The organism is Rhizobium sp. BK591, from assembly GCF_014195045.1.
Lineage (GTDB): Bacteria > Pseudomonadota > Alphaproteobacteria > Rhizobiales > Rhizobiaceae > Rhizobium > Rhizobium anhuiense.
Window position 1 is genome coordinate 938,177 of the sequence record NZ_JACIAZ010000003.1, and the last position, 23,653, is coordinate 961,829.

Genomic DNA, 23,653 nt, shown 5'->3' on the forward strand with positions numbered 1-23,653 from the left:
GGGAATGTTATGCCGGCAAGAGGAGGCTAAGCATGTCGCACAAAAGCGTGCAGCGGTTTTTGCGGCAACGACATGCGTAAAAACCAAGAGCTAAAGCGCGAGGCGCGACGTTGAAAGATCGCGACGCGCTTTAGAAACATAAGTGGTGCTGCAGCCCGCCGCCGAATAGCGACGGACCTGGCCGGGTCAGATCAGCATGAAATCCTTGAATTGAAGCGCCGGGGAATTGTCGAGATCGGCCACATGGATTGCCGCACCCGCGGCACTTCCATCCGCATCAAAGGATAGAATGCCGCTGGTCTGGTCGTAGATCAGTCTATCGTCAGCTTCGAGTGCTTTGGTGCCGACGACGAAATTCTCATCCGAAAATCTCGATAGGCTGAGTGCGGCGAAAATCGAATGGTCGAGTAGCAGCTTGTCGCCGGCCGCCGAGGAGAAATCCCGGATCTTGTCGATGCTCACATTGTCGGGCTTAACGTCGAAAACGAAGGAATCGGCCCCTCCGCCGCCGGTCAGAATGTCTGCGCCGGCTTTGCCGATCAGCTTGTCGTTGCCGAGTCCGCCGCTCATCTGGTCGGCCCCCTTGCCGCCGTTGAGACTGTTGCTGCCGTCGTTGCCGGTCAGCACGTTGGACGTGTTGTTGCCCGTCGCGCTGAGATTGGCCGTTCCGGTCAAGGCAAGGTTTTCGATCGTTCCCGATGTATGCGCCTGATCGACCAGGCTGAAGGAGATTGCCGACCGGACGCTGTCCTTGCCGGATCCACTGGCTTCATCGGCAAAGTCGCCTTTATTGTCGATCACATAGGTGTCGTTGCCGCCGTGCCCCGACATGCGGTCGGCACCAGTGCTTCCGTCAAGAATATTGTTGCCGGAATTGCCGGTGAGAACATTCGCCAGGCCATTCCCGGTGCCGTTCAGATTGGCGGTGCCGGTCAGTGTCAGATTCTCGATGTTTCCGATGGTATGCGCCGTATCCTTGAGGCTGAAGCTGATCGACGACATGACGGTATCCGTCCCGCCGCCCCGGCTTTCGTCGACGATTTGAGCAGAGTTGCTGACGGTGAATATGTCGTTGCCGGTGCCGCCATAGATATGGTTGGGTGCCGGCGGCGTGCTGGTGGTGCCGCCTTCGATGTCGATGATTACGGGATGATCGACGACATTAACCGTCAGGGACGAGACGTTGCTGAGGCTTTTGATCGCCGTCGTCCCGGTCAGCGGGTCGAAGACCTTCACGGAGCCGAAGGCGGCGCCGAGATTGACTTTGACGGCTGTATTTGCAGCCTGAATGGCCGTATCGGTGGACTGGTTCCAGATATCGGGCTCGTTCCAGAGGATGATCTGATAGCTTCCGTCCGATTTTTCCGTGAGCAGGCTGCGGGCCGAGGACGGCAGGCCGTCGATCGAATAGTTGAGCGCTCCGGCGCTGAAGTTCGCCTTCTGAGCGCCGTCATCCGCAAGGATTTCGGTCAGATTGTGGATCGCCGTCGCAGCCGGCTTGGCCGAATAGTCGAGATGAAAGAGGCCGAAATGCTTTTCCTGATTGGTGCCCTGCGGATCGGTATAGGCGTCCAGCAATTCGTAGATGAACGTGTTTTTCGATCCGAGTGCCGCGCCGTCCATCAGCGTATTGAGCAGGAGCTTTGCCTGCGTCGCTTCGTTGACGCCTTCCCAGCCGCCATTGGTGTCGGCGGTCAGCGACGTATGGTAACCGGTCTCGGTGATCGCAAGCGGCTTGCCCGGATCGGCAGCGCGCTGAACGCCGGATTCTCGGGAAAGCCATGAATATGGCTGGTCGCCATCCTTCGCATAGGTGTGGATCGTCGTGTAGTCGGACGCGGAAGCGACCGTATATCCGGTAAAGCTGAGGACCGGGATGTCCTTCAGCAACGGATCGGCGTTGACGGCGGCAGACAGGTCCCTCTGATAGGCGACCGCTGCGGCCTGGCCGCTCAGGCCGTGATAGCTGACCGGCCAGTTATTGACTTCGTTCGGGCCTTCGATGCCGACGACCGATCCGGGATGGGCCTGCACGAAATCATGCAGCCGCTGGACCACGGTGGCGGGGTCGACTTCCCGCTGCGCGCTGAAGACGAATTGCACGCCGGCCTTGGCCGCGTCGCCGAGATGCGTTTGGCCGTTGGGATCGGAAGCGGAGTTGGGGGCGTGATCGCGGACTGTATCAAGGCCAAGATAGTCGAGTGCTTTAACAACTTCTCCGACATTGGAATATTTTCCGTCGGTGTAGTCGATATGCGTATCAATTCCAAAGGAGCGAATAATATCGTTTATTCTAACGGCTTGAGCCATAAGTTATTCTCCCGGTTTACGAGGGAATTGGCGATGGGAATGAATCCCCATTTGTTGAAACCAATTCGATTTAATACACGAGGAGGGTCGTGCGGCGATGACTCGTTATCCATGATATATTGTCCCGAATGTGGCTCGCTTCGGATTGTATTTATTATGAAATCTGCGCTTGCATTTTTTCGTCCGGCCGGTTGATCATGCCCGAGTGGGACGGCCCATAGGCAGAGTCCGGTGAAATCCGACATGGTTTTGGAGGATCCGATGACCGTCGATGTTCAATTCCGGTTTCGCAGCGGCTTGCCATCGATGGCGTTCGGCGATGTCCGTCTCTGCGGCAGTTGGGACGAGCAAGGCCGCGTCTCGCATGAGTGGACATCTGTTTCGATGCGGCCTTCCCGTGATGAGGATGGTTATGATGTCTTCGTCGCCGATGTATCGTTTCGTGACGCCGGGATCGGCACGCATTTCCGCTGGGGGGTCGAGCTGGATCGGCCTGATGCTTCCGGCCTATGGGCGATCGCCGCCGAATTGGACGACGAGGTCTCGACGCGTCGCGAACGCTCCTTCGACCTCCACCCGGACCTGGCGCCGCAGACCTATTATCTGACGTGGATCGGCCGTCTGGGGGCGAATCGAATTGAGCGGCGCAACAGTGCCGACGGCATTCGCTTCGCGGTCTGGGCGCCGAACGCCAGGGCGGTTTCGCTTGTCCTGGCCGATCCGGCCATCGGCTACATCGCCGACGACGGCACCGGTGCAGTCGCAACCATCGCGATGCGCAAGACCGTCGACGGCTTCTGGACCGTCGAAACCGGCGATGATGACGGCCTTGCCGATTTCGACGGCATGGTCGGCACCCCCTATATGTACCGCATCACGAAGGATGACGGATCGCTCGTCTACCGCACGGATATCTGGTCGCTCATGCAGATCGGCGCGGGGGACTTCGATCCGGATGGGGCGGTCTATCACGGATCGCCGGCGTCATTGGACGGACCGCAGAGCTGTTCGGTCGTCTGCGACCCGAAGCGGGTGGTACTGCCATCGGGAGAGGAGCTTACCGCCGAGGCCTTCTGGGCCGACGAATTCGCCGGCGGCCAAAAGATTCCCGATCGGCTCGAGGATCTGGTGATCTATGAACTGCATGTCGGCGCCCTCGGTTTCGGCAAGCCCGCGCCCGGTACGCTCGATGATGCCGTCGCCTTCGTCGAACATCTCGCAGCGCTCGGCGTCAACGCGGTGGAACTGCTGCCGATTGCGGAATTCGAGACCCGGGCCAACTGGGGCTACGGCACCTCGCATTTCTTTGCCGCCGATCAAGGGGCCGGCGGCACCGACCGGCTGAAGATGTTCATCAAGACCTGCCACCAGCGCGGCATCGCCGTCATCCTCGATGTCTGTTACAACCACTTCGATCCGGATGGCGAGCGGGCGCAATGGGCCTATGATTCCAACGATCACACCCGCAATATCTACTATTGGTACGAGGGACGGCCCGGCGATTACGCCGATCCCACGGGCGGCTACATCGACAACATCTCGACGGGATGGGCGCCGCGCTTCCATGAGGAAGCCGTGCGCCAGCTTTTCATCTCCAGCGCCGCCTTTTTCGTCTCCGTCTGCCATATCGATGGTTTCCGGCTCGATCAGACGAGTTCGATCCATCAATATCCGGTTCTGCATGCCGATGGCCGGCGCGCCGATCGGGCCGCCGCCTTCGGCGCCAAATTCCTGAAGCAATGGACCCGCACGATGCGGCTCATCAAGCCGCAGCTTTTCCTGACGGCCGAGGATTATTCGGACTGGTCGGCGATGACCGAGCCAAGCCTGACCGGCGACGGGCTCGGCTTCGATGCGACCTGGTATGGTGACTTTCATCACAATCTCGTCGAATATCACGGCGGTGCGCAGGCGCAGCTGTTGAAGAATGCCGGCTTCGGGGACCAGCGGGCGCTGACCATGTCGTCTCTTGCCGGCGCTTTGCAGACAAGCGCGCACTCCAAGGTAGTCTATAACCAGTCGCACGACGATTGCGGCAATCGTGAAGGATCGGCGCGAACCGCTGTGATCGCGGTCAATTTCGCGCCTGTTGTCGGTGAGACCAGGACGTGGGCGGAGGCGAGATCGAGGTTCGCGGCGGCGATGACGCTGCTATCGCCGGGGACGCCGATGTTTTTCATGGGCGAGGAAATCGGTGCCCTGAAGCCCTATCGCTACAATGATTTCCTCGCCAACCGGGAGAATATTCTCGGCGCAGCCGATGGCCACGGGGCAGGGATGATCAGCTGCTATCGCGATCTGATAGCGCTCAGTGTCGGAGAGGCAGCCATTCGCTCGCGCAACATCGCCATTCCCCTGGTTCACGACGAAAATCGGGTGATCGCCTTTCATCGCTGGAACGACGGCGAGGATTTCCTCGTCGTGGGCTCGCTGAACGATGCTCCCTTCGAACACGGCTACCGGTTGCACAGCGACCGCTTGGGAGATGACCTCTGGGAGGAGGTCTTCAACAGCGATTCTCGCAGATATGGCGGCTGGAACGTCGGCAACGGCGGCGGAAGGCTCCGAGCCACGGCGGGAGTGCTCGATCCCGTGCTGCCGGCGTCAGGCGTTCTGGTCTTTCGCAGGCTGTGACAAGTGCACGCCGGCAACGGTCAAGCAAAGCCGAGCGGCAGATTTTCCAGTTTCCTGTCATTGCCGTAGTCGCGCTCATGCGGCGAGCGACGACGGCCGTCGCGGCGAACGGAAAGATCGATCCGGTTTTCGGCGAAGATCCCATCGGGCCAGGTGCCGGTGTCATGGCAATCGGCGTCGATTTTGGGGGCAAGGATTTTCAGGATCATTGGGGTTCCTCCACGGCGCAGCATCAACACTCGGAAAGGCCGCTTCGTTCCATTTATAAAACCCGAATTATTAATAAATTAACCATAATCGCCAGGCGAGAACCAGTCATCGCCTGACGTTGACCTGACGTTGAAATGATTGGCCCATGGAACTCCGGATGTTGATCGCCGTTGATGTCAATGAACACAGGAGGTTCCGATGCAGTTGATCGATACGCGAGTGACACAGGCCGGCGACATCTTCACCGTCGAATTCTTGGGCGAAGGCGGAGAATCGATTTCCGTCAAAATCGACAACTCCCATGGCGAGCTTGATGATGCGACGGCGGTCGACCACGCCAAGGTCATGATGGTTCAGCTGACCAGCTTTGCCGGCGGCGAGCCGGACGGCAGCATCAACCGTTACGATGCCTTGAGCAACGGCAATTTTGACGAAGGCAGCAAGGGTCTGATCGGCCAGCCGAGCGCGCGTTCGGCTGGGGACAGCGAGACGCTGGAGGAGGAGTTGAACGAGGGCCTTGAAGACAGCTTCCCTGCAAGCGACCCTGTCTCGGCAACGGTATCGTCCATCCCAGCCAACGCACCACGGCATTGATTTCACCGCAATCTCAATCCCAAATGCTGGCCAAGGCTGCCCCGGTTCCTGCGGGCAGCTTTTTCTTGCATGACAAATTGATGTCAAAACTGAAAAACAGCTGAAAACAGCAGATGTCTGATTGACATGGGAGCCTTCTAGAGAGGGCCCGAGAAGGAAGCGCGGGTGACGCGCTTCCGACGTCTCGGAGATGCGCCCATGAAGATGATTCAGACATGAAAATCATTCAGATCACCGACACCCATTTCAGTCCCGACAAGCCGCATTTCAACGGCAACTGGGCGCCGCTTCTGAGCTGGATCGAAGAGACCGGCGCCGACCTGATCGTCCATACCGGCGATCTCACCGTCGACGGCGCCGACAAGGACGCCGACATCACCTTCTCGATGGACCTGATGCGCCAGGTGTCGATCCCGATGCTGATCGTCCCCGGTAATCACGATGTCGGCCATCTCCAAGGATCGGACCAGCCGGTCAATGCCGAGCGGCTCGCCCGCTGGCGCAGCCTTGCTGGCCCCGACCGTTGGCTGGAGGATACGGCCGGCTGGCGCCTCATCGGCTTGAACGCGCTGCTTCTCGGCCATGAGGATGACGAGGAGGAGGCCCAGTTCGAATGGCTCGATCAGGCGCTTTCCGACAGGGCAGGGCGGCGCGTGGCGCTGTTTGCACACAAGCCGCTGTTCGTCGATGCGCCCGACGAGGGCGATACCGGCTATTGGAGCGTTCGCCCGGTCCAGCGCCGGCGGCTCTATGATCTCATCGCTTCCCATGACGTGGCACTGTTTGCGAGCGGCCATCTCCACTGGGCTTGGCAGGGGCGCTTTAACAACACCCAGCTGACATGGGGTCCATCGGCCGCCTTCATCATCGACAAGATGGAGCGGGAGATGCCGGGTGAACGTCTGATCGGCGCCGTCATCCATGAGTTCGATACTTCAGTCGAAAGCACGATTGTCGCCGTTCCCGGCATGACCGCCCATGTGCTCGACGACGTCGTTCATGAGGTCTATCCCCAGGCGGTCAAGCAGCGGGAACCGGTCGAATGAGCGCGCTCTCGCTTCGCGGCATCACCAAGGCTTTCGCCGGCAACCAGATCCTCGATGGCGTCAGCCTGGATATTGCGGCCGGCGAATTCATCGCGCTAGTCGGCCCCTCCGGCTGCGGCAAGAGCACGCTGCTGCGCGTTCTGGCTGGCCTCGACCATGCCGACCGCGGCGAGATCCTGATCGGCGGGCGCGACATGTCCGGCGTCGCAGCCGCCGACCGCAACATCGCCATGGTCTTTCAGTCCTACGCGCTCTATCCGCATCTGACGGCGTCTGAGAATATCGCCGTGCCTCTGGCGATGCGCCGGCTGTCGAGGATGCAGCGGCTGCCCTTCATCGGCTCGCTGATGCCCGGCCAGCGCGCCACCCGCGTGAAGATCGCCCGCGACGTCAGGGAGATGGCGACGTCGCTGAAGATCGACCACCTTCTCGACCGCAAGCCCGGCCAGATGTCCGGCGGCCAGCGTCAGCGCGTGGCGCTTGCCCGCGCCATGGTGCGCCAGCCGAACATCTTCCTGATGGACGAGCCGCTGTCCAACCTCGACGCCAATCTGCGCGTCCACGCCCGCGGCGAGATCGTCGACCTGCATCGCCGAGCCGGCGTGCCGACGCTCTATGTCACCCACGATCAGGCGGAAGCGCTGTCGATGGCCGACCGTGTCGCTGTGATGATGGGCGGAAAATTGCTGCAGATAGCAAGCCCCGAAGTCATCTACGACGATCCCGCCCATATCGAAGTCGCCCGCTTCATCGGCCAGCCGCGCATCAATCTGCTGCCGGCCTTTGCCGAAGGCGGCGTCATTCTCTGCGGCGGCCTGCGGCTTATGCTCGACAATGCGCCGGACAGGAAGATGCCGGTCACGATCGCCATTCGCCCCGAATTCGTCTTTCTGTCCAGGAGCCGGCATGATGGACTTGCCGCCCGGATCGAACGCGTCGAATTCCTGGGCTCCGAAGTCATCCTCCATTGCCGGCTCGAAGCGATCAGCGAGACCATCATCGCCAAGGTTCAACCGTCCGAAGCCGCAGGCCTTGCCGCCGGTGATGCCGTCGGGCTGCGGCTCTCGCCCGGCCGGACGCTGATCTTTGCCGAGGATGGCAGCCGGCTGGCCGGCAGCGTTGCCACGGGTGATGCCGGGCTCACCGCAGGTGATGCCGGGCTCGGCTCTGCCGATGCCGGGCTCGGCTCCGCCGATGCCGGGCTGATGGCGGGCCACTCTCAATGGGAGAGGGCGCATGGCTAGCGTCGTCTCGATGGCTGCGCCACATGATTCCGCCGCTGCGCATCGGCGCAGCGAGGCCCAGATCGCCTGGATGCTGGTGCTGCCGGCGATGATCCTGCTGTTCCTCTTCGTGCTCTTGCCGGTTGCATCTGTGATCGTGCTCGGCTTCACCGATTTCGAACTCGGCTTCGGCAAGTTCCGTTTCGTCGGCTTCGAGAATTATGCGCACCTGATCACCGACCGCACCTTTCGCAAGTCGCTGTGGAATACGACGGTCTATACGGCGATCGTCGCCCCCGTCTCGATCCTTCTCGGCCTCGGCATTGCCATGCTGATCGAGAGCGAAACCGCGGCGCGCAGCTTCTTCCGCACCGCCTATTTCCTGCCGGTCGCCTCGCTGATCGTCGCCATGGCGACCGTCTGGCAATATATGTTCCACCCCACAATCGGCCCGATCAATGCGCTGCTGGCCCTTGTCGGGCTTCCCGGTCCGAACTGGTTGGGCAGCTCCGGCACCGTGCTTTACAGCCTCTCGATCATCGGCGTCTGGCAATCGGCCGGCTTCAACATGGTGCTGTTCCTGGCCGGACTGACGGCGATCCCGCGTGAGCTTTACGCCGCCGCCGAAGTGGATGGCGCCAGATCCTCCTTCGACCGCTTCCTGCTGGTGACCTGGCCGATGCTCGGGCCGACGACGCTCTTCGTCATCACCATCAGCATCACCAATGCGGTCAAGGTCTTTGAGACGGTCAAGACCCTGACCGACGGCGGCCCCAACAAGGCGTCGGAAGTGCTGCTCTTTACCATCTACCAGGAAGGCTTCGTCTATCTGCGCGTTGGGTATGCCTCGGCGATGACGGTGGTCTTCCTGCTGATCCTGGTGGTGCTGATGTTCCTGCAGTATCGCGTCCTCGATCGCCGGGTGCATTACACATGATGACCAGCGCTTTTTCCCTCGGCAGGATCATCCGCCTGACCCTGCTCTCACTGGGCGCGATCGTCTTTCTGTCGCCCTACGCCTTCATGATCTCGACGGCTGGCAAGGCACAGAGCGATATCTTCACCTCGTCGCTATCGCTCATCCCGGCGCATCTCACCTATGTCGAGAATTTTGCCAAGGCCTTGAGCCGGGTGCCGATGGCGCGGCTCTTGTGGAACGGCGTCGTCGTCTGCGGGCTGATCTTCTTCTTCCAGGTGCTGGTGGCGATCCCCTGCGCCTACGCCATGGCGAAGCTGCGCTTTGGTGCCGCCCGCGCCATGATGGTGCTGGTCATGCTCGGCCTGCTGGTGCCGATCCATGCGACCGCGCTGCCGCTCTATGTCGCCTTCGACCGCGCTTCGCTGCTCAACAGCTATGCCGCCCTGGTCGCGCCCTTCACCATTTCGGTCTTCGCGATCTTCATGTTCCTGCAGTTCTTCCGCGCCATGCCGGATGATCTCATCCATGCCGCCCGTCTCGACGGCATGTCGGAAATCGGGATCGTTGCCCGCGTCATCGTGCCGAATGCCTGGCCGGCGGTCACCGCCTTTGCCATCTTCTCGGTCGTTGCCCATTGGAACGATCTCTACTGGCCGCTGATCGTCATCAGCAAGCAGGACTACGCCACGCCGCCGCTGGGCCTGATGTATTTCCGCGCCGCAGAGGCCGGCGACGACTACGGCGCACTGATGGCGGCGACCCTCATGATTACCCTTCCCCTCGTCGCCGCCTTCCTGCTTGCGCAGAAGCGTTTCGTCGAGGGCATCACCATGACCGGACTCAAAGGCTGACCGGTTTCAACCCAGGAGAACGAGCGATGAAACATATCACCCAGATTCTCGCCGCAGCGGCCGTATCCTTGGCAATCGCGCTTCCCGCGCATGCCGAGACGACGCTGACGGTTCACTACCCGATGCCGGGCTTCTTCAAGGACGTGATGGACACGATCTCGAAGAAATTCATGGTAGAAAACCCCGATATCAAGATCCAGTTCGCCAGCCCCTCGGCCACCTATGAAGAAGGCATCCAGACGATCCTTCGTCAGGTCGGCACCAGCGAAATGCCCGATATCACCTTCATCGGCCTCAACCGCCTGCGCATGCTTGACGAACGCGACGTCGCCGTCGACCTCGGTCCGCTCGTCAAGAAGGACGGCAACATGGCCGAGCAAGGCTTCTCCGACACGATCCTCAAGCTCGCCCAAGTCAAGGGCAAGCAGGTGGGGCTGGCTTTCGCGACCTCCAACCCGATCATGTATTACAACGCCGATCTCGTGAAGGCGGCTGGCGGTAACCCCGACAATCCGCCGAAGACCTGGGATGAGGTCATCGCGCTCGGCGGCAAGATCAAGGCGCTCGGCAACGGTGTCGACGGCATCGATTTCCGCTGGCAGGGCGACGACTGGATGTTTTCGGCTCTCCTCTTCGGCGCCGGCGGCAAGATGCTGAGCGATGACGAAAGCAAGGTTGCCTTCAACGGTCCGGAAGGTCAGAAGGCCGTCGAAGTCCTGCATCGCTTGGTCACCGAGGGCGGCATGCCTGTCTTCACCAAGCCCGCAGGCGAACAGGCTTTCGCAGCCGGCAAGGTCGGTTTCGAATTCCAGACGACGGGCGCGCTGCGCAACACGATCAAGAATGTCGGCAACAAGTTCGATCTGCGCACTGCCAGGATCCCGCTGATCGATTCGGTGAACGGCCGCCTGCCGACGGGCGGCAACGCCGTCGTCATCCTGACGCATGACGCCGCCAAGCAGGATGCTGCCTGGAAGTTCGCTAAATTCGCCGCCGGCCCCTACGGTGCTTCCGTCGTCGTGCCTGGCACCGGTTATGTTCCGAACAATGAGCTTGCCGCGAAGTCACCCGAATATCTCGGCGATTTCTACAAGCAGAACCCGCTGTTCCAGGCCGGCCTCAGCCAGATGCCGGTGATGATCCCCTGGTATGCCTTCCCCGGCTCGAACGGCGTCAAGGTCACGCAGACGATCGTCGACAACCTGTCGCGCATCGTCGACCAGTCGGCCGAGCCGAAGGAAGCGCTCGACGACGCGGCCGCTGACGTCGAGGACATGCTGCCGCGCAGCTGATCTCCTATCTCACCAGGCATAGGGCAGGGGTCGCCATGCCGAGCGCGTGGCGGCCTCTTCTTTTCCCTAGCTTCTCAGATGGCGCGCACCGTGCCGCCGCGGCGTAGCGTATAGGCGACGTCGAGATGACGGGCAGGGGCGGCATTCTCCGCCATGTCGAGGAGCAGCGAGGCGGCCGTCGCCCCCATGCTGGCATCCGGCATTTCGATCGTCGTCAGCGGCGGATCGATCAGCCGGCCGATGGCGATGCCGTCGAAGCCGGCGACCGAAACATCGCCCGGCACCGAGAGCCCTTCGCGCTTCAGCGCGCCGATGACGCCGAGCGCCAGAAGATCGTTCGAGGCGATGATCGCCGTCGGCGCAAGCGAGTTCATCGGCATGCCGAGATCGAGCTGGTCAAAACCGTTGACGAAGGGGATCTGCATCACATCGAGCGCTGTCAGCCCGCTCTCGGCCATGGCGTCGAGATAACCCCGGTAGCGAAGATGTGCGCGGTCGGAGGCAGCGAAATTGCCGGAAAGAAACAGAATGCGGCGATGACCCATGCCGATCAGGAACGCCGTGATCTCGCGGCCGGCGCCGCGATTGTCGGCGGTGACAGCCGCCGGAAATTGCGCCGTCGGCAGGTTGTTGAGCAGCACGGTCGGCGGCAGCCTGGCAAGCAGCGCCTGGCTGGTCGAGGGATCGCAGACGGTGAGGATCAGCCCGGTCGGCCGGTCGTTCAGGAGGGCTGCCACGGCATCGGCCTCGCGCGCCGGATCGTAATTCGACTGGGCGATCAAGACGCCGTGGCCGGCCACCAGCATGCGGTTCTGGATGCTCGACAACGACGAGGCAAAGACCGGATTGGTGATGCTCGGGATCAGCACGCCGACCACGGGCCTGCGGCCAAGCCTGCCGGCGGAGTGATAACCGAGTTCGGCGGCCGCACGGCGCACTTTGCGCACCATCAGGTCGCTCGCCGGTCCGTTGCGGTTGAGAACACGGCTTGCGGTCGCCAGCGAGCAGCCTGCCCGGAATGCGACCTGCTCCAACGTCGCCATGAAAGCGCCTCCTGGTAACCTCATCAAGGCGCAATCCTTTAAGTGGGTTCAATGACATTGGTCTGACGCTCGGCCGGAATTGTCTCCTTCTTATCCATTCGCGCACATGGACGTTGATGCGAAATGCAACCTGTGGAATAGTCGAATCGACGCTATCTACCCTTTTCCTGCTCATCACCTGGACAAGAATGTCTCACAAACAAATGGAATGCTCCACGGCGCGGTGGTTTCTCGCGGCGGTCTGCCTTGCTGCAAACTTCGCGTTGCCAGCCTATGCGGACACCCCATCCGAGCCTTGGCCGCAAACGCAAAGCGACCTGCAAGCCGAGACTGGCGTGCATTTCGGCACGCTCGCCAACGGCATGCGTTGCGATCATGCGCAACGTCACGCCGCCCGGACAGGCCGCGATCCGCTTTCGCATCGGCGCCGGCTCGCTCGAGGAAAACGACAACCAGCAGGGTCTGGCGCATTTTCTCGAGCACATGGCCTTCAAGGGTTCGACGCATGTCGCCGAAGGCGAGATGATCCGTATCTTGCAGCGCAAGGGCCTGGCCTTTGGACCGGACACCAACGCCCATACCTCTTATGACGAGACTGTCTATGCGCTCGATTTGCCCGAGGTCGATGCGGACACAGTTTCGACGGGCCTGATGCTGATGCGGGAAACGGCGAGCGAGCTGACCCTCGATGCCGGAGCTTTCGATCGCGAACGCGGCGTCATCCTGTCGGAAGAGCGGCTGCGCGATACACCGCAGTCTCGCGCAGCGCTCGGAATCATGAATTCGTTGCTCGCCGGCCAGCGCGCGACCATGCGCGTGCCGATCGGCAAAGCCGACATCATCAGCAATGCGCCGGTAGACCTCGTCCGTGATTATTACCGGGCCAACTACCGACCCGATCGGGCAACGTTGATCGTAGTGGGCGATATCGACCCGGCCGCCATGGAAACCGAAATCCGGCAGCGCTTCGGCGACTGGAAGGCCGTGGGGCCGGCGCCGGCAAAACCGGATCTTGGCACACTGGCGGCGAAAGGCGAAAGTGCCGAGGTGATCACTGTTCCCGGCGGCATGACGAGCATACAGGTCGCCTGGACGCGTCCCTATGACGCCGCGCCTGATACCTCTGCCAGGCGCCGCGCCGAGCTTATTGAAGATCTCGGGCTCCTGGTGCTCAAACGGCGGGTGAGCGCTATCGCCAGCAAGGCGGATGCCCCTTTCATCAGCGCGGGCGTCGGCTCCCAGGATCTCCTCGATTCCGCGCATGTCGTCCTGGTCTCGGCAAATTCCGAGGCGGACAAATGGCAGGCAGCGCTCACGGCCATCGACCAGGAACAGCGTCGTATCCAAAAATTCGGCGTTGAAAAGGCGGAGATCGATCGCGAAATCCGCGAATATCGCTTGGCCCTGCAAGCCGCCGCGGACGGAGCCGCGACGCGCGCGACCACCGACATCGCCTCGGCGCTGGCTGGCAGCGTCGACGACGATCAAGTCTTCACCTCGCCTGCCCAAGACCTCTCGCTGTTCGAGACGATAACGAAGGGCGTCACGATGGCCGAGGTCAATCAAGCCCTTCAGCGTGCTTTCTCCGGCAACGGTCCGCAGGTCGTGCTGCAGACGCCCCAATCACCGCAGGGCGGAGCCGACACGGTTCGGCAAGTCTATGACGCGTCAAATGCCATTGCCGTCTCGGCGCCATCCGGTGCTGCTGACGTCGCCTGGCCCTACACCCATTTCGGCGAGCCGGGCGCAGTGGTCGAACGCCGCGCAGTCGAAGACCTCGGCTTGACCATGGTGCGCTTTTCCAACGGCGTGCGGCTGACCGTTAAGCCGACCAAGCTGCGTGCCAACGAAGTGCTGGTGCGCGAAGATATCGGCCGCGGTCGGCTGGATTTGCCGCGCGACCGTTCCCTCGCGACCTGGGCATCTCCGGCCGTCGTGCTGTCCGGCGTGAAGGCCATGGATTAGGAGGATATACAGAAAGCGCTGACCGCCAACATCGTCGGCGTCGACTTCTCGGTCGGCGACAGCTCCTTCAGGTTCGACGGTCGTACACGGACTGAAGATCTTGCGACGCAGCTGCAGCTGATGACCGCCTACACCTCCGATCCAGCCTACCGTCCCGAGGCGTTCAAGCGTGTGCAGCAGGCCTATTTGAGTGGCCTCAATCAGTATGACGCGTCGCCCGGCGGCGTTGTCAGCCGCGATTTCGCAGGTCTCGTGCATTCCGGCGATCCGCGCTGGACCTTCCCCGACCGCGCGCAATTGTCCGCCGCCAAGCCGGACGATTTCGAGGCGCTGTTCCGGCCGATGGTTTCCAATGGCCCGATCGACATCACCATCGTCGGCGACGTAACGGTGGACGACGCAATCGGGCTGACGGCTGAAACCTTTGGCGCTTTGCCGCCGCGCCCGGAGACGGCGTCGAGCACCGATCGGGACGAGGTGCGTTTTCCGGCGACGACCGTAAAGCCCGTTTTGCAGGCCCATAGCGGCAGGGCAGACAATGCCGCCGCCGTCGTTGGAGCTCCCATCGGCGATCTGCTCTCCGATCTGCCGCGCTCCTTCACCGCCAATGTCGCCGTGCAGATTTTCCAGAACAGGCTGATCGACCAGTTTCGCATTGCAGAAGGCGCAAGCTATGCCGTGCAGGGCGACGTCGACCTGTCAAGGGAAGTCCCTGGCTATGGCTACGCCTATTTCTACGTCGAGACAGGCCCGGAAAAGGTCGCGCGCTTTTACGCCCTTGTCGACGAGATCGCCAATGATCTCAGATCGCAGGAGGTCTCCCCGGACGAGCTTGCGCGCGCCCGGGAACCCATCATTGAGACATTGAAGCATCAGCAGCAGAGCAATGAATATTGGCTCTCATATCTGCACCATGCTCAGACGGATTCGCGTCGTTTAGACCGGATACGCGATAGTCTCGGCGGCTACGACAAGGTCACCGCCGGCGATATCCGCGCATTTTCCACGGCCTATTTCGGCCCGGAAAAGTTCTGGAAATTCGAAGTGCTGCCGGCGGCGGTACGATAGGAAGGGAACACCGCTCAGGAACGGCGTTTGACCACGCGCATGTTCATCTCCGAGCGAAGAGTAAAACCCTGCGTTTTGTAGAGGGAAATGGCCGAGATATTCGCCGCATAGGCATGCAGATAGGCCGTGTCGCCGCTGGATGCGATTTCGCCGGCAACGAAACGGAAAAGCAGGGTGCCGAAACCGCGCCCCTGGAAATCGGGATGGGTGCAAAGCCCGCTGAGCTCGATGAAGCCGGTCTGCCGCATTCGCTGACCGGCCATGGCCACCAGGCGGCCTTCGCTTCTGATCCCCCAGAAGCTGCCGAGGCTCTGGGCCCGCAGGGTGAACGGCCCGGGTTTGGTCAATGTCGCCAAGGCCAGCATGTCGGCGGCGTCCGCCTCCGTCAGCGGCTCGATGCGAGAATCCGAAATTCGCCCTTGAGGCCGCTCGGCAACCATCTGCACCACCGATGCCTCGGCGACGACGGCTAGCCCCGCTGGGATGACGATCGGTCCGGCTTCAACGAGGATCATGCTCTCCTCCGACGCCGGCAGCGCCTCCAGCGCGTCGAGGCTCTCCGGCCTGTCGTCGGCAGACGCCGCGAAGGGGACGATCGACGGCGGGTATCGCCGCGCATTTTCATTGCCTTCCGCAAGATGGGAGTGCGCGCTCTCCAGCGCGCTCCAGATTGGACGGTCGAGAACATGTTTCATCGTGTTTTCTCCTTGGCGGGGCTCCGCTGTGCCAGCGGCGCCTCTGCAAGCCCGTCCTCGATGGCGGCGAGCTGTTCGAGAATCGGCCCGTCGAGATCGCCGCAGAGATCGGCGACGGCTGCCGCGACACGCGGCCAGACCGATATCTTCGAATAGTCGATGAGTTCCTGGCCCTTGTCGGTCAGCGAGACCAATCGGCGGCGCTGATCATCCGGCGCCGGCTGCATGTCGACGAAACCGAGTTCGAGAAGCTGGCCGGTGGTCCTCGTGGCGCCCGGCTGGGTAATGCCCACTGCCTGCGCCAGCTCGCCGACCGTCAGCGGGCCGGCCCGGTCGATCGCCGCCAGGAATGGGTATTGGCCCGCCTGGATGCCAAGGCCGATCTCGTCGATGATCTGCTGCGTATCTGCCTGCAACCTCTCGCCGATGCGCCTCAGACGGCTGCCCATGCACAGAAACCCGAGCGTTCGGACCACATCCTCGACCATGCCATTCCCCCATTTGTATCGATGGTTATATAACGTGTTATATATTTGCTCAACCTGCTAAATTGAGTGCAGGTGATCCATCGCAAAACCGGGCTGCTTGTGAGACGCCAAGCCCGCATTTGTGTCAAACCCAGTGGCTCGCTCAGCCCCGTCGCCTTTCCGCGATCAGAAGCACCGCCAATATGCAGCTGAGCAGGGCGAGGGACGATGGCAGCCCCTGATGGCCAATCCGTTGCATCGCCAGTCCTGTCGCGGGCGAGCCCACGATGCCGCCGATGCCCCATACCAAGGCGAAGGCGGCGTTACCGGCGATCAAGGCCTGGCCGGTGAAACGCTCGCCGAGCTGGATCAGCGACAGGGTATAGATCCCGAACGAGACGCCGCCCCAGGTGAAAACCAGCGGCCAGATGAGCCACGCATCGAAGACGAGCGGCAGCAAGAGGCAACTGGCCAGGCAAGTCAGGACGCAAAGCAACATGGTCCGTGTCGACCCGAACCGCTCGGCCACGCGCCCGAGCAGGATCTGCAGCGCGGCATTGCCTGCGATGAAGCAGGTGATCAGCGAAGCGATACGCTCCTCGCCGCTGCCCAGGGCGGCGCCATAGACCGCAAACAGCGAAAGCAGGATCTGCTCAAAGGCGGCGGCCGCGAAAACCGCAAACAACAGCAGCGGCGCCAGTGCGAAGAAGCCGCCGACGGATGTTGCCTTGCCTTCCTCAGGCGTGGCGGGCAGGCGCGGGGCGACCGCAAGCACGATCAGGCCGCAGAGGAGGAAGGCGGCGATGCCGATCATGAAGGGCGGCCAACCCTCAGTGCCGGCGAGGCCGAGCGACAGCGGGCCAATGGCGAAGCCACCCGAAACGATCGATGAATAGAGGCCCATGATGCGGCCTCGGCGTGGTGCTGGCGTGATGGAGATCAGCCAGGTTTCGCTGATCACGTAGAGCGGATTGGCGAAGAAGCCGAGCAGGAAGCGCAGCGGTATCCAGGCCCAGACGTCCTGTTTCCAGGCGATCGCGATCAGCGTGAGGGCGGCGAGGATCGAACACAGGATCGCCAGCCGCGCTCCGCCCACGCGCCGCGAAAGCGCCGGAATGAAGGGGGCCGACACAATGAAACCCAGCGGCGTCATCGCCGCCGACAGGCCAATCAGCCCGGATGTCGTTCCCTGTCGCTCCAGGATAAAACTGAGCAGCGGATAGGTCAGTCCCTGGGCCACGGCGAACACCGTGACGGTGGCGATAATGCCCGTCATCGCCGCCCATGGAATGCGGTCCGCGTGCGGTGATGTGATGCTTTCGGCAGTCATGCAGATTATCCTCGTCAGACCATAGGCTTTGAGGCTCCGGGAGCCTCGACGTCAAAGAGGATGAATTCTGCAGGACAGAGGGGAGCGTCGTACTTAAGTTTTTCCAAAAAGTTCTCAAAAACGTCCAAAGGGATTAAACAGGTCAGCGCCCAATTTCATCCCAACCGTAAACCCTCGGCACGACAGTTTCAGCCAGACATCATCAGGACCATCAGGAAATGACAGCTCCGCTTTCCTTTCTCGGCCTTCCCGATCGCCTCCCCAATGGACGTTTGCCCCGTGCGGTGATCTTTGCAGCCGCCCATGGCAGCACCTATCCCGGCAAGAACAGCAGCGGCTACGCCCTGGCCGCTGGTGCCATCCGCGCGGCGAGCCAGGACGATGCACCACTCCTTGAGCACTGGGATTTCGATCTCGGCGGCCCGCTGTTCGACGGCGGGCCGGTCTCATGCATCGATGCCGGCGACATCCAGACCATCCTGCATGACAATCCCGGCAACCGGGGCCGCATCGAGGCGAAGACGCGCGAGGTGCTGGCTTTGCAGGCGGTACCGATCCTGCTCGGTGGCGACTGTTCCGTGACCATTCCCTTCCTTGCCGGCTTTGCCGATCAAGGGCCTGTCTGGGTCCTGCAGATCGATGCCCATATCGACTGGCGCGACGAAGTGCATGGTGAACGCTACGGCTATTCAAGTCCGATGCGTCGGGCAAGCGAGATGCCGCATGTCGCCGGCATGGTGCAGGTCGGCCTGCGCAGCGTCGGCAGTGCGCGCCTCGCCGACATCGAGGCGGCGCAGCGCTATGGCAGCCGCTTCGTGACCGCCCGCGAGATCCACGCTCGAGGCGTCGAGGCCGCTCTTCAGTATATTCCGGAAGGAGCCCGGGTCGTCGTCACCCTCGATTGTGACAGCATCGATCCCAGTATCATGCCGGGCGTGGCGGCGCGTACCCCTGGCGGCCTCACTTACACCGAGGTGATCGATCTGATTGCCGGCCTCGGCAAGCGGGCTGAGATTGCGGGATTCGACCTTGTCGAACTCTATCCTCCCGCAGACGTTGACGGTCTGTCAGCCCTGACCGCCGCGCGCCTTCTGGTCAATGTCATCGGCGCCATCGTCCGGCAGGCTTGAAATCCAGCTTCCTCTGGCAGCAGGCCGTGCATTCGTTGCGTTTTGGATTCCAGGCAACCTTGCCCAGACGTCGCTCAGTCCCGGCCGGCGCTCGCGTCCTTGATGCCATGGTGGCTTAAGCGGACGAATAGTTCCATCCAAGCGTTAATGTCTCTAGGATGCGCCCCATGGGATCGCGCTTTGCCTTTGGTCCGTTCGTGCTTGATCCGGGGGCGGGAACGCTCCTTCGGAACGACGATCCCGTTGCCGTTGGCCATCGCGGGGTAAAGCTGCTTGAAGCACTTGTCAGGCGGCCCGGCGAAATCTTGGGGAAGGCCGAATTGATGGATGCGGCGTGGCCGGGCAGGGCGGTCGAGGAAGGCAATCTCACTGTCCAGATCGCGCAGTTGCGCAAGCTGCTCGGCCCGGCCGCCGATGGCGGTGAATGGATCGCCACGGTGCCGCGCGTCGGCTACCGCTTTGCAGGCGCCATCAATCATCTCGGCGGCGTGAAGCGAACACCTCTGCCGCTGCCCGACAAGCCATCGATCGCTGTGCTGCCCTTCGTCAATATCAGCAACGATCCCGAGCAGGAATCCTTTGCGGATGGGCTGACCGAGGACCTGATCACTGATCTCTCCAGGATGCCGGGCCTGTTCGTCATCGCCCGCAACTCGGCCTTTTCCTATAAGGGAAGGGCGATGGACGTGCGCGCCATCGCCGAGGAACTCGGGGTGCGCTACCTGCTGGAGGGGAGCGCAAGACGCGCCGCAGGGCAGGTGCGGATCAACGCTCAGTTGGTCGACGCGGTCAGTGGCGATCATCTATGGGCGGAACGCTTCGACCGCAGCCTGGACGATATCTTTGCCGTTCAGGACGAGGTCACCGGCAAGATCGTCGAGGCGCTGCTCGGCCGTCTGCGCGCGCCGCCGCCGCGCAACCGACCGAAGAACCTCGAGGCTTACGATCTCTGTGTGCGGGCGCGCAGGCTGATGGATGATTCACCGCAGACGGCGCGGGAAGCGCATCTGATGCTGATGCGTGCGATCTCGCTCGATCCGGACTATGCCGAGGCCTATCGCTGGCTCGCCATCAACCACTGGATGGGAGAGGTCCACAGCGGCGGACCAACGCAACCGACCCGCAGCCTTGCCTTGGAACTGGCACGCAAGGCTGTCGCAATCGACCCCAACGATGCCGGCTGTCGTTGGATCCTGGCCTACCTGTTGGCCTATGAGCGCAGCTTCGACGAGGCGGATGCGGAATTCGCCAAGGCGATCGAGCTCGATCCCAACGAGGCCGACACCTTTGCGGCGCTGTCCGACATCGCGGTTCTCGCCGGGCGGATCGGGGAGGGGCGTGAGCACATCGCCAAGGCCTTTCGGCTGAACCCGTTTCCGGCAAGCTGGTATTATCTGACGCTCGGCCAGGCGCAATATGCCGCCGGTGAGTACGAATCTGCCGTCGAGACGCTGCGCCGGGACGAGACCTATCGGACGAGCTCACGCCGTTTCCTGGCGGCAAGCCTTGCCCAGCTCGGCCGGCTCGACGAAGCGCGCGCCGAGGTCGAACTGTTCCTCGTCGCCAACCCGCATTTTTCAACCCGCCACTGGGCGGCGACCGAGCCCTTCCGCGACGCTCGTACGCTTGCGCATTTCATCGACGGCTATCGCAAGGCCGGTCTTCCGGAGTGACGCCGCGTGACTCAAACACGGCCGGCCAGCCATGCGAATATTCGCGTGGTCTCCTCGGATATGATAGGATCGAGATGCATTGACCACGGGAGGGGTAAATGCACCGGATCCTTCTGCTTTTGATCCTTTGCACGCAGTCCGCGTCGATATCGGCGGCGTCCGAATTTGCGATCTTCCATACAGCTTCGTTCGGCAGCAGCCGGTCGGTCAGCCTCAGTCTGGCAGAGGGCAGGCCCGCCCGCGATCCCACCTTCGATTTCGACGTCGTCATTGCGCTTTTGGAGTTCGACGGCGGCGGGACAGTGCTCTATCGGGACGGAGGAAGACACCAGGCGAGCGTGCGCTGCGTTTCGCCCGCCACGGTCCGGATCAATTCCGCCGACTATGCGGTCGACGTGTCGGCGCGGCCGGGGGCCGACTGGAAGCACGATCTCTGGGCGGCGCTCTGCAACAGTCCGGTTTCCTGAGCGGTCGTACGACATGGCTTGGCCGATCGAGTGCGTCAGCCCTTCCGGGGGCGGACCTCCATGAACACGTATGGCGCGGCGGTCCCCGAGGGGATCGCATAGACGTCGAAGGACGCCTGCTGGTCGTCGCCCATTCCCAACGAACCAGGAGGCATGCCGGGCACGGCCAGCCCACGGACCGGCGGCCGTTCCCGCAGCAGACGCTGGACGGCTTCGAGCGGAACGTGTCCTTCGAGGTAGTATTCCTCGACGACGGCAGTGTGGCATCCCTCCAGGTCGACAGGTACGCCCAGCCGCGCCTTGACCGCGGCAAGATCGTCGGTGTCGCGGGCGTCGACCGAAAATCCTGCGGCCGCCATCGCCTTCGACCATTCATGACAGCAGCCGCAGTTCGGATCCTTGTAGACGGTCATCTTCGCCGGCGCGACGGCGAAGGCCCTTCCGCCACAGAACGCCAGGGCTGATGCCGCCCACGCGATGAAAATTCTCCTGTGCATCGTTTCCACTCCTCGATGTCCTGCCGCCCGGATCGAGGCCGGGCGGCAGGAGTCCCCTACTTTACTTCGATGACGGTCAGCTTGCCATTCACGCGTTCGGCAACGAACTCGATGTTCGAACCTTCCTTCAGCTTTTCGAGCAGCGCCGGGTCCTCGACCCGGAAGACCATCGTCATCGCCGGCATGTCGAGGCCCTTCAGGTCCTCATGCTTGATGGTGACTTTCTTCGCCTTGGTGTCGACCTTGTTGACGACGCCCTTGGTGAATTCCTGGGCGAACGCACCGAAGGCTGCACTGGCCGAAAGCAGGGCGGCAACGCCGATTTTGATCATAACAGTTTTCATGGTTATGGCTCCTTTTGCAGATTACTTGCCAGCGACGGTGACGTCGCCGTGCATACCGGCTTCGTAGTGGCCGGGGATCAGGCAGGCGAACTTGAATTCGCCGTCGGTGGTGAACTTCCAGACGATCTCGCCGGACTGGCCGGCTGGAAGACGAATCGAGTTCGGATCGTCATGCTCCATCTCCGGGAACTTCTCCATGACGGCCTTGTGCTCGAGAATCTTGTCTTCCTGATCGAGCACAAACTCGTGGTCGACGGTTCCGGCATTCTTGATCGCGATCTTGACCGTCTGTCCCTTGCGGACATTGAAGACGGCCGGAGTAAACAGCATCTTCCCGTCCTCGGTTTCCTTCATCGTGACGCGGATCGTCTGCGTCGCTTTCGCCTTGTCGCCAGGCTCGCCGATGGCCATCTTGTCGCCATGGCCGCCGGCGTGATTGCCGGACGCGAGCGCCGGGGTTGTCAGGGCGACGAGCGCCAGTGCCAATACGTAGTTCTTCATGCGTAGATCCTTTCTTGACGTGGGAGATTGGGCCTCAGCCTTTTGTCGGCTTCGGCGTGATTTGCGTCTTTGCGTCTTTGGCCTTGGTCGCGTCCGGCAGCTCGCCGGTCCACTCCCAGGCCTGCGCTCCCGGCGGGTTTTCGTACCAGCCGGGATCGGAGTAGTCGTCCGCCGAGATGCCTTCGCGAACCTTCACGACCGAGAACATGCCGCCCATCTCGATGGGGCCGTGTGGCCCCCAGCCGGTCATCATCGGAACGGTGTTCTCGGGAATTGGCATTTCCATTTCGCCCATATCGGCCATGCCCTTGGTACCCATGGGCATGTAGTCCGGCTGCAGCTTCCTGATCTTCTCGGCGACCTTCGACTTGTCTGCACCGATGAAAGTCGGGATGTCATGACCCATGGCGTTCATCGTGTGATGGGACTTGTGGCAGTGGATCGCCCAGTCGCCGAGGTACTTGGCATCGAACTCGTAGGCGCGCATCGCGCCGACCGGAATGTCGATGCTGACCTCCGGCCACCGCGCCTCCGGCCGGACCCAGCCGCCGTCGGTGCATGTCACCTCGAAATCGTAGCCATGCATATGGATTGGATGGTTCGTCATCGTCAGGTTGCCGACACGCACCCGCACCCTGTCGTTCTTGGAAACGACGAGGGGGCTGATGTCCGGAAACACGCGGCTGTTCCAGCACCACATGTTGAAGTCGGTCATCTCCATGATCCGCGGCACGTAGGAGCCGGGATCGATGTCGTAGGCGTTGAGCAGGAAGACGAAGTCGCGATCGACGCGCATGAACTTCGGATCCTTCGGATGGATGACGAAGAAGCCCATCATGCCCATGGCCATCTGGACCATCTCGTCGGAATGCGGGTGGTACATGAAGGTCCCGGACTTCACGAGATCGAACTCGTAGACGTAGGTTTTGCCGACCGGGATGTGCGGTTGCGTCAGGCCACCGACGCCGTCCATGCCCGACGGCAGGATCATGCCGTGCCAGTGGATCGTCGTGTGCTCCGGCAGCTTGTTGGTGACGAAGATACGGACGCGGTCGCCTTCCACCGCCTCGATCGTCGGCCCCGGAGACTGGCCGTTATAGCCCCAAAGATAGGCTGTCATGCCGTCGGCCATCTCGCGCTCGACCGGCTCGGCGACGAGGTGGAACTCCTTGACGCCGTTATTCATCCGGTGGGGCAGGGTCCAGCCGTTGAGGGTGACGACCGGCTGGTAGTCCGGACCCGAGGTCGGGTGGAGCGGCGGCTGCATGTCCGCCGATTCCATTGTCGGAGCGTCGGGCAGACCCATCGCCGATGTCTTCGTCCAGGCTCCCGCCGCCAGTATGGCCGCGCTTGCACCGAACAGTTGTCGTCTGTTGAACATGGTAATTTCCTTT

20 protein-coding genes and 1 pseudogene are annotated in these 23,653 nt (G+C 62.0%); 11 read left to right on the forward strand and 10 right to left on the reverse strand.

Translation table 11 applies throughout. The features are described 5' to 3' along the window. Nucleotides 1-186: 186 nt before the first annotated feature. Nucleotides 187-2,310 carry a calcium-binding protein gene (locus FHX10_RS17950; RefSeq protein ID WP_184389980.1) on the reverse strand — a complete coding sequence of 708 codons (2,124 nt, stop codon included), beginning with the start codon at nt 2,308-2,310 and terminating at the stop codon, nt 187-189. A 261-nt stretch (nt 2,311-2,571) separates the two neighbouring features. Here FHX10_RS17950 and FHX10_RS17955 point away from each other — a divergent pair, with 261 nt between their 5' ends. Beyond that, on the forward strand, nt 2,572-4,944 hold the full coding sequence (locus FHX10_RS17955) for an alpha-amylase family glycosyl hydrolase (protein ID WP_184389983.1): 2,373 nt from the start codon (nt 2,572-2,574) through the stop codon (nt 4,942-4,944). 20 nt (nt 4,945-4,964) lie between these two features. Here FHX10_RS17955 and FHX10_RS17960 read toward each other — a convergent pair whose 3' ends face one another. Beyond that, entirely contained in the window at nt 4,965-5,153 is a 189-nt protein-coding gene (locus tag FHX10_RS17960; RefSeq protein ID WP_047615152.1) for a hypothetical protein, read from the reverse strand. A gap of 199 nt (nt 5,154-5,352) precedes the next feature. On the opposite strand from FHX10_RS17960, the gene FHX10_RS17965 reads away from it, so the two are divergent. From FHX10_RS17965 to FHX10_RS17990, 6 genes are all read left to right on the forward strand, one after another. After that, nucleotides 5,353-5,748 (forward strand): hypothetical protein, encoded by a 396-nt coding sequence (locus FHX10_RS17965; RefSeq protein WP_063475582.1) that lies wholly within the window; start codon nt 5,353-5,355, stop codon nt 5,746-5,748. 215 nt (nt 5,749-5,963) lie between these two features. Then, nucleotides 5,964-6,794, forward strand: a complete 831-nt coding sequence (locus tag FHX10_RS17970) for a metallophosphoesterase family protein (protein ID WP_097623159.1) — start codon at nt 5,964-5,966, stop codon at nt 6,792-6,794. Beyond that, nucleotides 6,791-8,038 carry an ABC transporter ATP-binding protein gene (locus tag FHX10_RS17975; protein WP_097544263.1) on the forward strand — a complete coding sequence of 416 codons (1,248 nt, stop codon included), beginning with the start codon at nt 6,791-6,793 and terminating at the stop codon, nt 8,036-8,038. Before FHX10_RS17970 ends, FHX10_RS17975 begins: the two co-directional genes overlap by 4 nt. 10 nt (nt 8,039-8,048) lie before the next feature. Beyond that, nucleotides 8,049-8,954 carry a carbohydrate ABC transporter permease gene (locus FHX10_RS17980; RefSeq protein WP_373289175.1) on the forward strand — a complete coding sequence of 302 codons (906 nt, stop codon included), beginning with the start codon at nt 8,049-8,051 and terminating at the stop codon, nt 8,952-8,954. Further along, nucleotides 8,951-9,787 (forward strand): carbohydrate ABC transporter permease, encoded by an 837-nt coding sequence (locus FHX10_RS17985; protein ID WP_063475586.1) that lies wholly within the window; start codon nt 8,951-8,953, stop codon nt 9,785-9,787. Before FHX10_RS17980 ends, FHX10_RS17985 begins: the two co-directional genes overlap by 4 nt. 26 nt (nt 9,788-9,813) lie before the next feature. Next, nucleotides 9,814-11,079 (forward strand): ABC transporter substrate-binding protein, encoded by a 1,266-nt coding sequence (locus FHX10_RS17990; protein WP_063475587.1) that lies wholly within the window; start codon nt 9,814-9,816, stop codon nt 11,077-11,079. A gap of 74 nt (nt 11,080-11,153) precedes the next feature. On the opposite strand, the gene FHX10_RS17995 is transcribed toward FHX10_RS17990, so the two are convergent. Further along, on the reverse strand, nt 11,154-12,122 hold the full coding sequence (locus FHX10_RS17995) for a substrate-binding domain-containing protein (RefSeq protein ID WP_097544265.1): 969 nt from the start codon (nt 12,120-12,122) through the stop codon (nt 11,154-11,156). A gap of 188 nt (nt 12,123-12,310) precedes the next feature. Here FHX10_RS17995 and FHX10_RS18000 point away from each other — a divergent pair. Continuing rightward, a pseudogene (locus tag FHX10_RS18000) lies at nt 12,311-15,155 on the forward strand (M16 family metallopeptidase). A 14-nt stretch (nt 15,156-15,169) separates the two neighbouring features. Here the strand turns inward: FHX10_RS18000 and FHX10_RS18005 are convergent. The 3 genes from FHX10_RS18005 to FHX10_RS18015 all read right to left on the reverse strand — a co-directional run bounded on the left by FHX10_RS18005 (nt 15,170) and on the right by FHX10_RS18015 (nt 17,647). Continuing rightward, nucleotides 15,170-15,850, reverse strand: a complete 681-nt coding sequence (locus FHX10_RS18005; protein ID WP_063475589.1) for a GNAT family N-acetyltransferase — start codon at nt 15,848-15,850, stop codon at nt 15,170-15,172. Next, nucleotides 15,847-16,338: a MarR family winged helix-turn-helix transcriptional regulator gene (locus FHX10_RS18010; protein ID WP_063475590.1), complete on the reverse strand. Its 492-nt coding sequence runs from the start codon at nt 16,336-16,338 to the stop codon at nt 15,847-15,849. Before FHX10_RS18010 ends, FHX10_RS18005 begins: the two co-directional genes overlap by 4 nt. Before the next feature lie 142 nt (nt 16,339-16,480). Then, entirely contained in the window at nt 16,481-17,647 is a 1,167-nt protein-coding gene (locus FHX10_RS18015; RefSeq protein ID WP_063475591.1) for an MFS transporter, read from the reverse strand. 218 nt (nt 17,648-17,865) lie between these two features. On the opposite strand from FHX10_RS18015, the gene FHX10_RS18020 reads away from it, so the two are divergent. From FHX10_RS18020 to FHX10_RS18030, 3 genes are all read left to right on the forward strand, one after another. Next, nucleotides 17,866-18,777, forward strand: coding sequence for an agmatinase (locus FHX10_RS18020; protein ID WP_063475592.1), 912 nt, complete (start codon nt 17,866-17,868; stop codon nt 18,775-18,777). A gap of 158 nt (nt 18,778-18,935) precedes the next feature. Then, a complete protein-coding gene (locus tag FHX10_RS18025; RefSeq protein ID WP_063475593.1) occupies nt 18,936-20,450 on the forward strand; it encodes a winged helix-turn-helix domain-containing tetratricopeptide repeat protein in 1,515 nt (504 codons plus the stop codon). Between the two features lie 98 nt (nt 20,451-20,548). Further along, nucleotides 20,549-20,917: a hypothetical protein gene (locus tag FHX10_RS18030; RefSeq protein WP_063475594.1), complete on the forward strand. Its 369-nt coding sequence runs from the start codon at nt 20,549-20,551 to the stop codon at nt 20,915-20,917. A 35-nt stretch (nt 20,918-20,952) separates the two neighbouring features. On the opposite strand, the gene FHX10_RS18035 is transcribed toward FHX10_RS18030, so the two are convergent. The 4 genes from FHX10_RS18035 to FHX10_RS18050 are packed head-to-tail and all read right to left on the reverse strand — an operon-like array spanning nt 20,953 to nt 23,640. Further along, a complete protein-coding gene (locus FHX10_RS18035; RefSeq protein ID WP_063475595.1) occupies nt 20,953-21,414 on the reverse strand; it encodes a DUF411 domain-containing protein in 462 nt (153 codons plus the stop codon). Nucleotides 21,415-21,470: 56 nt separating this feature from the next. Beyond that, on the reverse strand, nt 21,471-21,758 hold the full coding sequence (locus FHX10_RS18040) for a copper-binding protein (protein ID WP_063475596.1): 288 nt from the start codon (nt 21,756-21,758) through the stop codon (nt 21,471-21,473). A 21-nt stretch (nt 21,759-21,779) separates the two neighbouring features. Continuing rightward, complete coding sequence (locus tag FHX10_RS18045; RefSeq protein WP_063475597.1) at nt 21,780-22,259, reverse strand: plastocyanin/azurin family copper-binding protein; 480 nt, start codon at nt 22,257-22,259, stop codon at nt 21,780-21,782. 34 nt (nt 22,260-22,293) lie between these two features. Then, the gene (locus FHX10_RS18050) at nt 22,294-23,640 is read right to left on the reverse strand and encodes a multicopper oxidase family protein (RefSeq protein ID WP_063475598.1); all 1,347 of its coding nucleotides are present in this window, start codon (nt 23,638-23,640) and stop codon (nt 22,294-22,296) included. Nucleotides 23,641-23,653: the final 13 nt, after the last annotated feature.